Origin of the sequence: Fictibacillus sp. KU28468 (genome assembly GCF_026153615.1) — a bacterium.
GTDB classification, from domain to species: domain Bacteria; phylum Bacillota; class Bacilli; order Bacillales; family Fictibacillaceae; genus Fictibacillus_C; species Fictibacillus_C marinisediminis.
Genome location: NZ_CP110666.1, coordinates 2597845 through 2612675, shown reverse-complemented (window position 1 = coordinate 2612675; position 14831 = coordinate 2597845). Strand labels below are relative to the sequence as shown.

The window sequence follows — 14831 nt, the reverse complement described above, 5'->3', positions numbered from 1 at the left end:
AATTGCAGTATGCCTTTAAAACAGATACTGGTAGAGTTCGTCAGCATAATGAAGACAGCGGGGGAGTGTTCACAAAAGGTGAACACTTTCTTGCCCTTATTGCGGATGGCATGGGCGGACATAAAGCGGGAGATGTTGCCAGTTCCAAAACAATCCAGTCATTTGAGGAAGCCTGGAACGCTTCTTCAGAAGAAATTTCAGAGACTCCTGTAAAGGCTGAAGAATGGCTTTTAGAAACCGTAACACAGACCAATTTGGATCTGCATCAGTATGCAAATAAGAATATTGACTGCAGCGGGATGGGGACAACACTTGTCGGAGCCCTTTGCACACCTTCCTATTTAACGATTTTACATATCGGTGACAGCCGCGTTTATTATTTTTCTGAAAAAAAGCTGATTCAAAAGACCGAAGACCATACCCTCGTTAATGAGCTGGTGCGGTCAGGGCAGCTATCGGAAACAGAAGCGGAAAATCACCCTAGAAAGAATGTGATTTTGCGGGCCCTTGGAACGGATGACCATATTGATGTGGATATTCAAACGATTTCCTGGGGCGAGGGAGATATCGTTTTGTTATGTTCAGACGGCCTCTCTAACAAAGTAACCCGCGAAACGATGGAAAACATACTGAATGATGACAACCTCTCGTTGGAAGATAAAGCTGATCGACTTGTGAACCTTGCAAATGAGGCCGGAGGAGAGGATAATATCACGATTGGACTCGTCCATTATACGCCCCAGACACCGGAAAAGGGAGTAAGTTAAATGATTGGCAAGCGTATAAGCGGCCGCTATAAGTTGCTTGAAGTCATCGGTGATGGCGGAATGGCAATCGTATACCGTGCCAAGGACTTAATCCTTGACCGGGATGTTGCGGTTAAAATACTTCGATCAGAGTTTTCAGACGACGAGGAGTTCATCAAACGATTCAGAAGAGAGGCTGAAGCGGCAACGAGTCTCGCCCATCCTCACATCGTAAGCATATTTGATGTGGGAGAGGAAAATAATGTGTACTTCATAGTCATGGAGTATGTAAAAGGGAAAACGTTAAAACAATACATCAGGGACCACGGCCGCCTGTCTGTTGAAGAATCCATACAGATTATCAGGCAGATTGCCTCAGGAATGGTTGCAGCTCATGAGCATGGGATCATACACAGGGATATCAAGCCCCATAATATCTTAATTGATGAGCATGGATTGGCAAAAGTAACAGACTTTGGGATCGCTCTCGCCATCACATCCGCAACGATTACCCATACGAACTCAGTGCTTGGATCGGTCCATTACTTCTCTCCGGAACAGGCGCGAGGGGGAGTGGCCAATGCAAAATCGGACATCTATTCCCTAGGTGTTGTGCTGTTTGAAATGCTGACAGGCAGGGTTCCGTTTACAGGGGAATCACCGGTATCCGTAGCCCTTAAGCATCTTCAGGAGGAAGTTCCCGAGCCAAGGAAAATCAATCCGGAAATTCCGCAGAGTGTAGAAAATATTATTCTTAAAGCACTGACAAAAAATCCGGTGTACCGGTATGACAGTGCTCTTGAAATGATGGACGACCTGGATACGGCGCTCTCTCCTCACCGTCTGCATGAGCAGCGGTGGAGCAATTTTGATGATGCGGCAGATGCTACACGGGTCATGCCTCCGGTATCCATGAACAAAGCAGTCGAAAAGCCAGCTTCAAATCTAAAAGAAACCGCTGAACCACCGGCCAAAAAGAAGAAAAAAAGATGGTGGCTTGTACTGCTGATTTTACTGCTTTTGCTCGCAGGTGCTGGAGCGGCTGCTTTTGTGGTCATGCCTGGATGGTTTAAAGTGAAAGATGTTTCTGTTCCCAATGTTATCCACAAAGATTACGAATACGGGTTTGAGCGGCTCGCAAAGCTCGGTTTTAACGTCGAGCGTAAAGAGCGCTACGATGAAGATGTGGAACAGGGGAAAATTATAAAACAGAATCCTGATCCGCATTCTATGGTTAAAGAAGGCAGCACGGTTACACTTTTTGTTTCTAAAGGCTTTAAGAAAGTGGACATGCTGGATCTTACCGGAATGGGTGAAGATGCTGCACGAGACCTCTTAAACGAAAGAGGCTACGATAGCAAGAACATTGAGACCATACCGGTGGAATCAGAGGAAACTCCTGAGGGTGAGGTCGTCTCACAGAGCCCGGATAAAGAGGAAAAAGTCAATCCAAGCGAAATACAGGTGATTCTTCGTGTCAGTACCGGCCCGCCTTCGATTCAGCTTGAGAACTTGTCAAATTCCTCGAAAGAAGATGTTGAGAAATACATCTCGCAGGAAGGGCTTAGAGTCAACTTTACAAAAGAGTACTCTGATACCGTAGAAGAAGGAAAGGTCATCTCGCAAAAACCTTCACCTTATACGAATGTCAAAAAAGGTTCTACGGTTGATGTCGTTATTTCAAAGGGCAAGAAACCAGAACCGAAGCCCAAACCAAAGCCTGATGATCAGGAAGACATCACATTTAATAATAAAATAACGGTTGAAGTTTCAAAGGGTGATGAGAATAAACAATTCCAGGTCAGAATTGTTTACAGCGATGCCAAAGAGGAAAATGCTGTTTTCGTAGAAGAAGAAATTTCCCAGACGAAAGAGTATATGGTGCCTTTGACCGTCTCGCCGGACCATGATGCTTCCTATACCGTTTATTTAAATGGGAAAGAGCAGGCATCCAAAACATTTAATTATCAAGATGCGAAGGAAGGTAAATTCAAAGGAGCGAACAATGGACAATAAGACTGAAGGCAGAATTATTAAATCAGTCGCAGGATTCTATTATGTACAATACAATGACAAAGTCTTTCAATGCAGAGGCCGGGGCAATTTCCGTAAAAAGAAAATTACGCCAGTGGTCGGAGATTGGGTCGTATTTGAATCCTCCAATCCGACAGACGGATACATTATGGATGTTAAGGAAAGAAAGAACGAGTTAAACCGGCCGCCAATTTCAAATGTTGACCAGGCAATTCTCGTTTTCTCTGCCGTCCGGCCGGAATTTTCAAGTTCGCTGCTGGACCGTTTCCTTGTCCATATCGAAGACAATGGCATTCAGCCGGTGATCTGCATTACGAAGATGGATTTGATTGAAAGTGCAGAGTATCAGAAGGAAATCGAAAATTACATCGCTGCTTATAAGAAGCTCGGCTATGAGGTCATTCCAACCTCTGCGATGTCGCTGGCCGGCATGGATGACATCAAACCGATATTTAAAGGAAAAACGAGCGTCTTCGCAGGACAGTCCGGGGTAGGGAAGTCGTCTCTCTTGAATGCGCTGATGCCTGAACTCATGCTGGAGACGAATGACATATCAGATCATCTTGGACGCGGAAAGCATACAACGAGGCATGTTGAACTCCTTCCTTTTGAAGAGGGCTTGATCGCAGACACTCCTGGGTTCAGCTCATTGGACTTTGTAGAAATTGAAACCGAAGAGCTCTCCTACAACTTCCCTGAGATGAAACAGAGGGTATCACAATGCAAGTTTCGCGGCTGCACTCACAGCTCTGAACCGAAATGCGCAGTAAAAAAAGCAGTGGAAGAGGGAGAGATCCCATCGTTCCGCTATGAGCATTATCTTGAATTTTTGCAGGAAATCAAGGATCAAAAACGGAGGTACTAGCATGGTAAAAGTTGCGCCTTCCATTCTTTCCGCAGACTTTTCAAAGCTCGGTGAAGAAATTAAGGCAGTGGAAGAAAACGGTGCTGATTATATCCATATCGATGTGATGGATGGGCATTTTGTGCCGAATATTACGATGGGACCTTTAGTCGTTAAAGCAATCAGGCCGCTCACTGAACTGACATTTGATGTCCATTTAATGATTGAAAACCCTGACCGGTATATCCCGGAGTTTGCAAAAGCAGGTGCTGATATCATTACTGTTCATGTTGAAGCATGTCCGCACCTTCATCGGACCATTCAATTAATTAAAGAGCAGGGAAAAAAGGCAGGGGTCGTATTAAATCCTGCTACTCCTGTTGAAACCATTCAGCATATTTTGGCTGATATAGACCTTGTACTCATCATGTCTGTAAATCCAGGCTTTGGTGGACAATCCTTCATCCACGCTGTGCTTCCAAAGATTGAAGTATTATCTGCGAGGATCAAGGAGCAAGGCTTGAACGTTGAAATTGAGGTAGACGGCGGGGTGAACGCAGAGACTGCCCGTCTTTGTGAGAAAGCTGGAGCTACCGTACTTGTAGCGGGATCAGCCATTTATGGGCAAAAAGACATAAAGGGTGCAATCCGTACCATTCGTGGTGTATAATATATTAGAGAATAATTGAAAAAAGTAACCACAGGGGGAGTCCCATACAGGGGCTGAGAGGGGAGTACACTCCCGACCCTTTGAACCTGAAGCAGGATCATGCCTGCGTAGGAATGTGGAGTCGCTGTTGTTTTTACGCTAAGCAACCGTCATTCACATGCCGGTTGCTTTTTTCTTTTCTTAACGAGTTTAGGAGGAGATTGATTTGAGTAAAAAAATTATGTTTTTGACTGAAGTGGCGATGATGTCAGCGTTGGCCATCATACTTAGTTTTGTTCAATTTAAAGGGCTTTGGGCAAATGGAGGCTCAGTTTCATTGGAGATGCTGCCAATCTTTTTAATGGCATTCCGCAGAGGGGTCCCTGGCGGAGTATTAACTGGTTTGATTGTCGGGATGGTTAAAATCCTGGTTGATGGAACTGCAGGATATAATCCCGCTGGTTTGATCCTGGATTACCCTCTCGCGTTCCTATTGGCTGGATTTGCCGGGGTGTTTAAAGTCAGTTCGGCAAGCCAATCTAAAAGGAGGATCTCAGCGATTGTGGCAGGCATCGCCTTCGGAAGCCTGCTCCGTTTGGCCTCCCATGTTGTATCAGGAGTCATATTCTTTGCATCATACGCCCCAAAAGGCATGAACCCTGTCCTGTACTCCATTGTGTATAATGCTTCATACATGATCCCGGTTGCTTTGATCACTGCAGCTGCTTTTATTTTCTTGACAAAAACAGCACCGCGGCTGCTGCACAGGACCGATCCAAGAGTTGTTAACGCGGCATGAAAATTATCATTTTAGCAGGAGGTCCGGAAGAAAGGCAGCCGGACCTCTCTTTATTTGCCGGCGAAAAGGCAGTCTGGGCGGGTGTTGACCGCGGTGTATTCTACTTGTTGAAAAAAGGAATCATACCTGGCTGTGTATTTGGAGATTTCGATTCTGTGAACAGAAGTGAGCGTGAATGGATGGCTTCATTTAACCTTCCTTCATTTGAGTATGACAGTGAAAAGGATAAAACCGATCTAGAGCTGGCCCTTGATTGGGCACTGGAGCAAAAACCGGAGCAGATCCTGCTCATGGGTGCTACGGGCGGGCGCCTGGATCATGAATTGGCCAATATCCAATTGCTCCTTCATGGACTCGAAGCCGGAATTAACATTGAAATATGGGACAGGCAGAATAAGATTGCCTTATCAGCACCAGGACTGCATATCATACAACAAGAGCCGGAGTTCTCTTATGTCTCATTCCTTCCATTTATCGGACCTGTTACCGGCCTGACTCTAAAAGGGTTCAAATATCCGCTTCAGGATCAATACTTGCCGATGGGTTCTACTCTCTGCATTTCCAATGAGCTTGTAAATAAAAGTGGTACTTATTCATTCTCGGGCGGCATATTAATGTTGGTAAAGAGCCATGATTAATATTTTATGCGTCGGGCCGCATGGTACTATTTTTATAAAAGCGAATATATTTATTAGGGAATGTCTTATTTTTCAAAGGGCCTGGAGGAGGGGTATGATGAAATTTTACACCATTAAACTGCCTAGGTTTTTAGGGGGATTTGTACGTGCGGTTTTAGGTTCATTTAAAAAAGGATAATCAATTCCATCCAAAAGAAAAAAGCACCCTTGATGGGTGCTTTTTTCTTTTGGAAATTAAAAAACAACGGGGATGCCGTTGTCTTAAGAGCGATTAAACGCGTTCAATTTTTCCAGATTTAAGGGCACGTGCAGAAACATAAACACGTTTAGGCTTCCCGTCAACCAAGATGCGGACTTTTTGAACGTTTACTCCCCAGCTCTTTTTAGATTTGTTCAATGCGTGGGAACGCTTGTTTCCTGTTTTAGGTCCTTTACCAGTAACGTAACATTTGCGTGACATAATTGTACCTCCTTTATAACAGTAAAACTGTATCATATCAGTCGTATGTTAAATACTAACCTATAGTAGCATGACCACTAAAGAAAAGCAACAAATGATTTTTCGCATTTCAAGTAAAAAGGCTTGACACGGCTTTGTGACTATTGTCAAATGGAGTTGTCCTTTCATAAAACTTAATTTTATAGTAAAATGAGGTTTAGCCATAATTGATTGATTAAAGGAGGATTCATCATGTCCATCGAAATGAAGAATAAATACGGCCAGATTGACATTTCTACGGAAGTGATCGCTACTATTGCTGGCGGCGCTGCTATTGATTGCTACGGAATTGTAGGCATGGCTTCCAGGAAGCAGTTAAAGGATGGTATTACCGAACTTTTAGGACGTGACAACTTCTCCCGGGGGATTGTGGTTCGGCAGGAAGAAGATGAAGTACATATTGACATGTATATTATTGTAAGCTACGGAACAAAGATTTCTGAAGTAGCCCATAATGTACAGACAAAAGTGAAATATACCCTCGATCAAATGCTGGGTCTCTCAGTAGATTCTGTAAACATTTTTGTTCAGGGTGTAAGGGTGACAACCCCTTAGTTAGGAGGAAAGTTCGTGTCTTTAACAGTTTTAGACGGTAAAAAGTTTGCGGCCATGGTTGCATTGGGAGCCGCAAACTTATCAAAAAACGCAGCAATGGTAGATGCCCTTAATGTTTTTCCTGTGCCAGATGGGGATACAGGAACCAACATGAACCTTACGATTACTTCTGGTGCAAAAGAAGTTCAAAACAACATAATTCCCGATATCAGTAAAGTCGCGAGCTCTTTTTCCCGAGGCTTGCTCATGGGGGCAAGAGGCAACTCCGGGGTTATATTATCCCAGCTTTTCCGTGGTTTTTCAAAATCAATCGAAGGAAAAGAAACCATTACTTCGGCTGACTTTGCAAGAGCATTTGAGAACGGAGTAGAAACAGCCTATAAGGCTGTGATGAAGCCAATCGAGGGAACCATTCTTACGGTGGCTAAAGATGCGGCAAAACGTGCCGTTAAGGCGGCCAAAAAAAGTGATGATATCCTTTTCGTCATGTACGAAGTTGTAACGGAAGCCAAAGCTTCCCTAGACAGAACACCTGACTTGCTTCCGGTATTGAAAGAAGTAGGCGTTGTTGATTCAGGCGGACAAGGCCTTCTGACGGTTTATGAAGGCTTTCTTTCCGCGCTGGAAGGAAAGGACCTTCCTGAAATTTCTCCACAATCGCCTTCTATGAAGGAAATGGTTAATGCCGAGCACCATAAAGCACAGCTTCATATGAAAACCGAAGACATCCATTTCGGATACTGTACAGAGTTTATGGTGAAATTCGAACCTGAGAAATTAAAGAAGGCGCCTTTCAGTGAGGAAGCATTCCGCAATGAATTAAACGAGCATGGCGATTCTTTGCTTGTTGTTGCCGATGATGATCTTGTAAAAGTTCATATTCATACGGAACAGCCGGGCAACATGCTTACCCTTGCTCAGAAACATGGTAGTCTGATCAACATTAAAATTGAAAACATGCGTGAGCAGCATACTGCGATTTTGGAATCTGAGACACATGTGCCCGTTAAGATGCCTGAAGCTAAACAAGAGAAAAAAGCATATGGCATCGTTACCGTAGCGATGGGGAGCGGCATTAAAGAATTGTTCACTTCACTCGGTGCCGGTTACGTTATTGAAGGCGGACAAACGATGAACCCTAGTACCGAAGATATCGTCAAAGCCATTGAAGAAGTGAATGCTGAAAAAGTAATCGTACTTCCGAATAACGGAAACATTGTTATGGCTGCAGAGCAGGCAGCATCCATCGTCGACCAGGATGTAATCGTCGTCCGCTCTAAAAACGTTCCTCAGGGAATGGCTGCTCTGCTTGTGTTTAACCCTTCAGCCGAATTGGAAGAAAATCAAAAGAAGATGACAGACGCGCTTTCAAGCGTAAAATCCGGACAGCTTACATTTGCTGTAAGAGATACTTCCATTGATGGCGTCGAGATTTCAAAAGGCGATTTCATGGGGATCTTGAACGGCAAGATCGTAGCTTCGATGCCGGATAAAGATGAAGCGGTTCAGGAGCTTGTAAAGGAAATGATTGATGAGGATTCTGAAATCATCACCCTGATTTCCGGCGAAGATGCATCGGATGAAGATACGGAACGTTTAGTTCAGTTTATCGAGGAATCTTTCCCTTCTGTAGAAGTGGAAGTCCATGAAGGCAGCCAGCCGCTTTATCCTTTTATTATCTCAGTTGAGTAGGTAAAATGTTCTCTCCATTATTGTTGAGTTATGATACAGTAATGGAGGGAATATTTTTTATGTCAGCTATATATTTTTATCGGAGGGACATGAATGAAATACAAAAGTGTTTTTGATATAATCGGGCCGGTCATGATTGGGCCTTCAAGCTCCCATACAGCAGGAGCTGCACGAATCGGTAGGGTCGCCCGCCACCTGTTTGGCAGGAAGCCAGAATATGCCCATATTTCTTTTTATGGTTCGTTTGCAAAAACGTACCGCGGACACGGGACTGATGTGGCGATCGTTGGCGGAATCCTTGATTTTGATACTTTTGATACTAGGATTGTGGATGCGCTTTCATTGGCAGAAGAGCAAGGTATTGATATAAAAATGACCGAGGAAGATGCACTGACCGATCATCCCAATACCGCAAAGATCATTCTTGGTGACCAGAATGGAAAAATTGAACTGGTTGGGATTTCGATCGGCGGAGGGAAAATAGAAATAGTTGAGCTTAACGGTTTTGAATTGAAGCTGAGCGGAAACCATCCTGCAATGCTGATTGTTCATAACGACAGATACGGAGCCATCGCAGGAGTTGCAAATATTCTCGCCAAGCATCAGATCAATATTGGCCACATGCGGGTTTCACGAAAAGAAAAAGGACAAGAAGCTCTCATGATCATTGAAGTAGACCAAAATATAGACCCGGTACTCATCGAGGAGATTGAATCGCTGCCAATTGTACAGCAAGTGGTAAAAATTAATGAGTAACCTTGAAAGGGAGAAGTAAGTATGTTTCGTAATGTTGCCGAACTAGTGGAACTTGCCGAGGCAAAAGAATGCAAGATTTCAGATATCATGATTGAGCAGGAAATGGAGTTTACTGGCCGGACGAAAGATGAAATCATCAGCCAGATGGACAGAAACTTAAAGGTGATGGAAGAAGCTGTTGAACGAGGAATAACGGAAGATGTTAAATCTCATTCCGGATTGACTGGGGGGGATGCCATCCTCCTTCAGAATTATTTAAAAAGCGGGAAAAGCCTTTCAGGTGAGTTCATGCTGGATGCGGTCAGTAAAGCAATCGCAACCAATGAAGTCAACGCGGCTATGGGAACCATCTGTGCTACCCCTACAGCAGGCTCAGCAGGTGTGGTTCCTGGAACGCTCTTTGCCTTGAAAGATAAATTAAATCCGACAAGAGAGCAGATGGTCGCCTTTTTATTTGCTTCTGGAGCTTTCGGATTTGTAGTCGCCAACAATGCTTTTATTTCAGGTGCTGCCGGGGGCTGCCAGGCAGAAGTCGGATCAGCGACCGGTATGGCAGCAGCGGCCATTGTTGAGCTAGCTGGCGGGACACCTTCACAGTCCGCAGAAGCGATGGCTATCGCTCTGAAGAACATGCTCGGGCTCGTTTGTGATCCTGTTGCAGGCCTTGTAGAAGTGCCTTGTGTAAAGCGGAACGCCATGGGAGCAAGCAATGCAATTGTTGCTGCTGATATGGCGCTCGCAGGAATCAAGAGCAGGATTCCGTGCGATGAAGTCATCGATGCGATGTACAAGATCGGGCAATCCATGCCGACAGCACTGAAAGAAACAGCGCAAGGAGGTTTGGCGGCTACACCAACTGCCCGGGAGCTTGAAGCGAAAATATTTGGAATAGCCCTGGATAAAAAATGAAGCTTAACGAATTAAAAGTGACAGAGATCAATGGGATCGGTGAGAGCAAATCAGAAGAACTGAAAGAGCTTGGGGTTGTCTCAGTGATGGATCTGCTTGAATATTTGCCGTTCCGCTATGACAATCATCAGCTGAAAGATCTGGCCGATGTTAAACATGAAGAGAGGGCAACAATCGAAGGGAAGGTTCACAGCGAACCTTCTCTCCGTTATTTTCCAAGAAAAAAATCAAAACTCAGCATCAGGGTGCTGATCGGACGGTATTTAATAACCGCTGTCTTTTTTAATCAGCCATATTTAAAAAAGCAGCTGACACCTGGACAGACGGTTACCCTCACAGGAAAATGGGATGCTCATAAAATGACCCTGACCGTTAATGACATTAAATTTGGACTGCAGCCGCAAGATGAAAGTATCGATCCCATCTATCCGGTCAAGGGAGAGATGAGCGTGAAGCAAGTAAGGCGGCTGATCAAACTCGCCTTCAACCAATATGGTGAGGAGGTTGAGGAAGTGCTTCCTAAGGAGAGTTTGGAGTCCTATAAGCTTTGGCCGAGAAAGCAAGCGCTATACAGCCTGCACTTTCCGCAGAGTTTTGAACATTTAAAACAGGCGCGCCGCCGGATGGTATATGAGGAATTCCTGCTTTTTCAGCTTAAGATGCAAATGTTTAAAAAGATCAACCGTGAACAGTCTGCCGGAGAAAAACTGCATTTCAGCATGGATGATGTCCACAGGTTTGTTACTTCTTTGCCCTTCCCGCTGACGAATGCCCAGCAGCGGGTCACTCATGAGATTTTAAAGGACATGTCATCTCCCCACAGGATGAACCGCCTTCTTCAAGGAGATGTCGGATCTGGCAAAACAGTCGTTGCAGCCATCGCTCTATTTGCAGCTTTTTCCTCAGGAAGCCAAGGAGCTTTGATGGTACCGACTGAAATATTGGCGGAACAGCACTACCATTCGCTTCTCCAGCTGCTTGAACCTCATCAGATTAAGGTGGAATTGCTGACAAGTTCTGTGAAAGGGAAAAGACGGGCAGATATTTTAGCAAGGCTTATAGAGGGTGAAGTGGATGTGTTAATTGGTACACACGCACTCATTCAGGATGAGGTTGTATTTCATCAATTAGGCCTTGTCATAACTGATGAACAGCATCGTTTTGGCGTCAAACAGCGCCGGGTGCTGCGCGAAAAAGGACAAAGTCCGGATGTGCTGTTCATGACAGCAACCCCCATTCCGCGGACGCTTGCAATCTCCGTGTTTGGAGACATGGATGTTTCTGTCATCGACGAAATGCCAGCCGGCAGAAAAGCCATCGAAACCTATTGGGCTAAACATAACATGCTTGACCGTGTCCTCGGTTTTGTACAGAAAGAGCTTGATCAAGGGAGACAGGCCTATGTGATTTGTCCGCTTATTGAGGAGTCAGACAAGCTGGATGTTCAGAATGCGATTGATGTACATGCACAGCTGCAGCACTATTTTCATCGATACAGGGTCGGCTTAATGCATGGAAGGCTCCATTTCTCTGAAAAAGAGGAAGTGATGAGAGAATTTGCTGAGAATAAGTGCCATGTTCTGGTATCTACGACCGTAGTAGAAGTCGGAGTAAACGTACCGAACGCCACGATGATGGTGATCTACGATGCGGAAAGGTTTGGCCTGTCACAGCTTCATCAGCTCAGGGGCCGCGTCGGCCGTGGAAGTGATCAGTCGTATTGTATATTAATCGCTGACCCGAAATCAGAAGAGGGAAAAGAAAGAATGAGGATCATGACAGAAACCTCGGATGGTTTTGTTCTGTCAGAAAAAGACCTTGAACTTAGAGGCCCGGGGGACTTCTTCGGCAGCAAACAGAGCGGGCTTCCAGATTTTAAGATCGCAGATATCGTGCATGACTACCGTGTGCTCGAGGTGGCGAGGAACGATGCTTCCCGGCTCGTCAATTCAGAAGCGCTTTTTCATGAAGGGGCCTACGCTCCGCTTAGAAGCTTCTTGGAAAAGGAAGGCGTGTTAACTTCGGAACGCCTTGATTGATGAGGGTTCTGCCTTCTGACGAATAGGTCCTTTCTTGAAATGATATAGCTGCTATTATATACTACTGTTAGTACCAGCTCTTAAAAAGCGAAAAACCGTGCATCCATAGAGGCTGATGCTTAAATGGCATATCTGGATGGTGTATACATGAAAAGAACGAAAAAAGAACGACAGGCTTTGCTGAAAGCTACAATTGAAAGGACGCCATTTATTACGGATGAAGAACTGGCGGATATATTCACTGTCAGTGTACAGACCATACGGCTTGACCGTCTTGAACTTTCGATCCCGGAACTAAGGGAACGGATCAAAAACGTTGCACAGCAGCAGCTGGATACCGTTAAAGCCCTTCCGCTCGAGGAAGTAATCGGCGAAATTATTGATCTCCAGCTGGACGAAGCAGCGATATCCATATTGGACATAAAGAGTGAACATGTGTTTTCCCGGACAAAAATAGCAAGGGGGCATCATCTGTTTGCACAGGCAAACTCACTTGCCGTAGCCATTATAAACGATGATCTGGCCCTTACTTCAAAGGCAAAGATCCGTTTTACCCGGCAAGTAAAAGAAGGGGAGCGAGTTGTTGCCAAGGCAAGGGTGAGCAGCATTGAAGGCTATCGGACGACAGTGGAAGTTACGAGCTATGTAGATAAAGAGGCTGTTTTTTCCGGGGAGTTCATCATGTTCCGTTCAACTGGAGAAGGAAGGGAAGGGAGTAAGACATGAGAATTGCCATCGATGCAATGGGAGGCGACAATGCTCCGGAAGCTCAGGTTAAAGGAGCTTTAAAAGCACTTTCTGCCTTTGATGATCTTACAGTGATTTTAATTGGAGATGAAAAGAAAATCTCTCCTTATCTGACTTCTGCAAAAAACATTGAAGTCATTCACACGGAAGAAAAAATAGCAAGCGATGATGAACCTGTGCGTGCAGTGCGAAAGAAAAAGAACGCTTCCATGGTTCTCGCCGCTAAAGAGGTAAAAGAGGGGCGGGCGGATGCCTGTATCTCAGCAGGGAATACTGGAGCACTTATGGCTTCTGGTCTGTTTAACGTCGGCAGGATCAGCGGTATTGACCGTCCGGCGCTATCTCCGACGCTTCCGACAGTAGACGGGAAGGGGTTTTTGCTCCTGGATGTAGGCGCCAATATGGATGCAAAACCTGAGCATCTGCTGCAGTACGCTATCATGGGAAGTACATATGCAGAGCAAGTAAGGGGAACGAGTTCTCCGAGAGTCGGTCTTTTGAATGTCGGCACGGAGGATGAAAAAGGGAATGCCTTAAGCAAAGCGGCCTTTCAGCTGCTGAAAGAAGCTCCCGTGAACTTTGTCGGTAACGTTGAAGCGAGGGACCTCCTGAACGGAGCAGCTGATGTTGTCGTCTGCGATGGGTTTTCTGGAAATGTAGTGCTGAAAACGATAGAAGGTACCGCGCTGACGTTGTTTTCCATGCTTAAGCAGGAGCTTACAGCGACCGCTGTCAGCAAGATTGCAGCTGGAATTTTAAAACCCCGGCTTAAAGGCCTGAAGAACAAGCTGGACTATTCAGAGTATGGCGGAGCGGGACTATTTGGGCTTGCTGCACCGGTAGTAAAAGCCCATGGCTCTTCCGATGAGAACGCGATTTTTAATGCGGTAAGACAAACGAGAACGATGGTAGAGAAAAATGTTGTTCAAATCATTGCTGAAAAGATGAAAGAATTTGAAAGAGAAGAACAAAAGGGGGAAGAATAATGGGTAAAATTGCTTTTCTTTTTCCGGGACAGGGCTCCCAAAGCGTTGGAATGGCGCAAGAACTGGCACAAAATTTCGTAGAAGCCCGAACTATCTTTGATACCGCAGATGAAAAGCTCGGTATCTCTTTGTCTTCTATCATTTTTGAAGGGCCTGAAGAAGACTTAAAACGTACAGAAAACACACAGCCGGCCTTGCTGACTGCAAGTATTGCTGTTTTGGAAGTTTTTAAGAAATATGGGATCAAAGCTGACTATGCAGCCGGGCACAGTCTTGGAGAATATTCAGCTCTTGTGGCGGCAGGCAGCCTGTCGTTTGAAGATGCTGTATACGCGGTCAGACAGCGTGGCCTTTTTATGGAAGAAGCCGTGCCGACAGGAGTCGGTGCGATGTCTGCCATCCTGGGAATGAAACAGGAGGAACTTGAAGCCATTACAGAAAAGGTTATTGAGAACGGGCATGCTGTTCAGGTCGCTAATCTTAACTGTCCGGGGCAGATCGTTATTTCTGGTACTGCTCAGGGAGTTGCAGACGCTTCAAGCCTTGCGAAAGAAAACGGTGCAAAAGTGATCCCGCTGCAAGTGAGCGGACCTTTCCATTCTTCCTTAATGGAGCCGGCAGCTGAGAAAATGCAGGATGTTCTTGACTCGATTACGATTCAGGATGCAGAAATTCCAGTACTTGCGAACGTCTCTGCCAAACCGGTAACAGATGCAGGGGAAATAAAAGAAAAGCTCGTCAAGCAAATCTACTCTCCGGTCAGATGGGAAGAGACCATTAATGAACTAATGGCTTTAGGTGTAGATACCTTTATCGAAATCGGACCAGGTAAAGTGCTGTCAGGCCTCGTGAAGAAAGTGAATCGCCGGGCAAATGTCATCGCCATCAGTGATGAAGCAACCATAAATGCAGCAGCGGAAAAGCTGAAGGGAGAGTAA

Annotated in this window: 16 protein-coding genes and 1 riboswitch; of the genes, 15 read left to right on the top strand and 1 reads right to left on the bottom strand. The window is 45.3% G+C overall.

Annotation, left to right across the window (positions count from 1 at the left end; all coding sequences use genetic code 11):
- Nucleotides 1-2: 2 nt before the first annotated feature.
- From OKX00_RS13530 to spoVM, 7 genes are all read left to right on the top strand, one after another.
- Nucleotides 3-767, top strand: coding sequence for a Stp1/IreP family PP2C-type Ser/Thr phosphatase (locus tag OKX00_RS13530; RefSeq protein ID WP_053354538.1), 765 nt, complete (start codon nt 3-5; stop codon nt 765-767).
- The gene (pknB, locus tag OKX00_RS13525; RefSeq protein WP_265407693.1) at nt 768-2762 is read left to right on the top strand and encodes a Stk1 family PASTA domain-containing Ser/Thr kinase; all 1995 of its coding nucleotides are present in this window, start codon (nt 768-770) and stop codon (nt 2760-2762) included.
- Nucleotides 2752-3645: a ribosome small subunit-dependent GTPase A gene (gene rsgA, locus OKX00_RS13520; RefSeq protein ID WP_053354536.1), complete on the top strand. Its 894-nt coding sequence runs from the start codon at nt 2752-2754 to the stop codon at nt 3643-3645. The genes pknB and rsgA overlap by 11 nt, the downstream gene beginning before the upstream one ends.
- Nucleotide 3646: 1 nt before the next feature.
- Complete coding sequence (gene rpe, locus OKX00_RS13515; RefSeq protein ID WP_053354535.1) at nt 3647-4294, top strand: ribulose-phosphate 3-epimerase; 648 nt, start codon at nt 3647-3649, stop codon at nt 4292-4294.
- 23 nt (nt 4295-4317) lie between these two features.
- Nucleotides 4318-4425, top strand: a riboswitch (TPP riboswitch).
- Between the two features lie 74 nt (nt 4426-4499).
- Nucleotides 4500-5072 (top strand): energy-coupled thiamine transporter ThiT, encoded by a 573-nt coding sequence (thiT, locus tag OKX00_RS13510; RefSeq protein ID WP_231689120.1) that lies wholly within the window; start codon nt 4500-4502, stop codon nt 5070-5072.
- A complete protein-coding gene (locus tag OKX00_RS13505; RefSeq protein ID WP_265407692.1) occupies nt 5069-5710 on the top strand; it encodes a thiamine diphosphokinase in 642 nt (213 codons plus the stop codon). Before thiT ends, OKX00_RS13505 begins: the two co-directional genes overlap by 4 nt.
- 97 nt (nt 5711-5807) lie before the next feature.
- Complete coding sequence (gene spoVM, locus OKX00_RS13500) at nt 5808-5888, top strand: stage V sporulation protein SpoVM (RefSeq protein WP_053354533.1); 81 nt, start codon at nt 5808-5810, stop codon at nt 5886-5888.
- A 93-nt stretch (nt 5889-5981) separates the two neighbouring features.
- On the opposite strand, the gene rpmB is transcribed toward spoVM, so the two are convergent.
- Nucleotides 5982-6170: a 50S ribosomal protein L28 gene (gene rpmB, locus OKX00_RS13495; protein ID WP_053354532.1), complete on the bottom strand. Its 189-nt coding sequence runs from the start codon at nt 6168-6170 to the stop codon at nt 5982-5984.
- Between the two features lie 231 nt (nt 6171-6401).
- Here rpmB and OKX00_RS13490 point away from each other — a divergent pair, with 231 nt between their 5' ends.
- From OKX00_RS13490 to fabD, 8 genes are all read left to right on the top strand, one after another.
- Complete coding sequence (locus OKX00_RS13490; protein ID WP_053354531.1) at nt 6402-6764, top strand: Asp23/Gls24 family envelope stress response protein; 363 nt, start codon at nt 6402-6404, stop codon at nt 6762-6764.
- 15 nt (nt 6765-6779) lie between these two features.
- Nucleotides 6780-8456 (top strand): DAK2 domain-containing protein, encoded by a 1677-nt coding sequence (locus OKX00_RS13485; protein ID WP_265407691.1) that lies wholly within the window; start codon nt 6780-6782, stop codon nt 8454-8456.
- A gap of 93 nt (nt 8457-8549) precedes the next feature.
- Entirely contained in the window at nt 8550-9212 is a 663-nt protein-coding gene (sdaAB, locus tag OKX00_RS13480; RefSeq protein ID WP_062231696.1) for an L-serine ammonia-lyase, iron-sulfur-dependent subunit beta, read from the top strand.
- Nucleotides 9213-9233: 21 nt separating this feature from the next.
- The gene (sdaAA, locus tag OKX00_RS13475; RefSeq protein WP_053354528.1) at nt 9234-10121 is read left to right on the top strand and encodes an L-serine ammonia-lyase, iron-sulfur-dependent, subunit alpha; all 888 of its coding nucleotides are present in this window, start codon (nt 9234-9236) and stop codon (nt 10119-10121) included.
- Entirely contained in the window at nt 10118-12160 is a 2043-nt protein-coding gene (gene recG / locus OKX00_RS13470) for an ATP-dependent DNA helicase RecG (RefSeq protein ID WP_265407690.1), read from the top strand. The genes sdaAA and recG overlap by 4 nt, the downstream gene beginning before the upstream one ends.
- Nucleotides 12161-12307: 147 nt before the next feature.
- On the top strand, nt 12308-12886 hold the full coding sequence (fapR, locus tag OKX00_RS13465; RefSeq protein ID WP_053358278.1) for a transcription factor FapR: 579 nt from the start codon (nt 12308-12310) through the stop codon (nt 12884-12886).
- A complete protein-coding gene (plsX, locus tag OKX00_RS13460; RefSeq protein ID WP_265407689.1) occupies nt 12883-13893 on the top strand; it encodes a phosphate acyltransferase PlsX in 1011 nt (336 codons plus the stop codon). Before fapR ends, plsX begins: the two co-directional genes overlap by 4 nt.
- Nucleotides 13893-14831: an ACP S-malonyltransferase gene (gene fabD / locus OKX00_RS13455; RefSeq protein ID WP_265407688.1), complete on the top strand. Its 939-nt coding sequence runs from the start codon at nt 13893-13895 to the stop codon at nt 14829-14831. Before plsX ends, fabD begins: the two co-directional genes overlap by 1 nt.

Bases quoted from the DNA above. Each gene is read 5' to 3' on its own strand.
- rpmB (WP_053354532.1), bottom strand. From the start codon at position 6,170: ATGTCACGCAAATGTTACGTTACTGGTAAAGGACCTAAAACAGGAAAC.
- spoVM (WP_053354533.1), top strand. From the start codon at position 5,808: ATGAAATTTTACACCATTAAACTGCCTAGGTTTTTAGGGGGATTTGTA.
- pknB (WP_265407693.1), top strand. From the start codon at position 768: ATGATTGGCAAGCGTATAAGCGGCCGCTATAAGTTGCTTGAAGTCATC.
- OKX00_RS13490 (WP_053354531.1), top strand. From the start codon at position 6,402: ATGTCCATCGAAATGAAGAATAAATACGGCCAGATTGACATTTCTACG.
- OKX00_RS13505 (WP_265407692.1), top strand. From the start codon at position 5,069: ATGAAAATTATCATTTTAGCAGGAGGTCCGGAAGAAAGGCAGCCGGAC.
- rpe (WP_053354535.1), top strand. From the start codon at position 3,647: ATGGTAAAAGTTGCGCCTTCCATTCTTTCCGCAGACTTTTCAAAGCTC.
- fapR (WP_053358278.1), top strand. From the start codon at position 12,308: ATGAAAAGAACGAAAAAAGAACGACAGGCTTTGCTGAAAGCTACAATT.
- rsgA (WP_053354536.1), top strand. From the start codon at position 2,752: ATGGACAATAAGACTGAAGGCAGAATTATTAAATCAGTCGCAGGATTC.
- recG (WP_265407690.1), top strand. From the start codon at position 10,118: ATGAAGCTTAACGAATTAAAAGTGACAGAGATCAATGGGATCGGTGAG.
- plsX (WP_265407689.1), top strand. From the start codon at position 12,883: ATGAGAATTGCCATCGATGCAATGGGAGGCGACAATGCTCCGGAAGCT.
- fabD (WP_265407688.1), top strand. From the start codon at position 13,893: ATGGGTAAAATTGCTTTTCTTTTTCCGGGACAGGGCTCCCAAAGCGTT.
- sdaAA (WP_053354528.1), top strand. From the start codon at position 9,234: ATGTTTCGTAATGTTGCCGAACTAGTGGAACTTGCCGAGGCAAAAGAA.
- sdaAB (WP_062231696.1), top strand. From the start codon at position 8,550: ATGAAATACAAAAGTGTTTTTGATATAATCGGGCCGGTCATGATTGGG.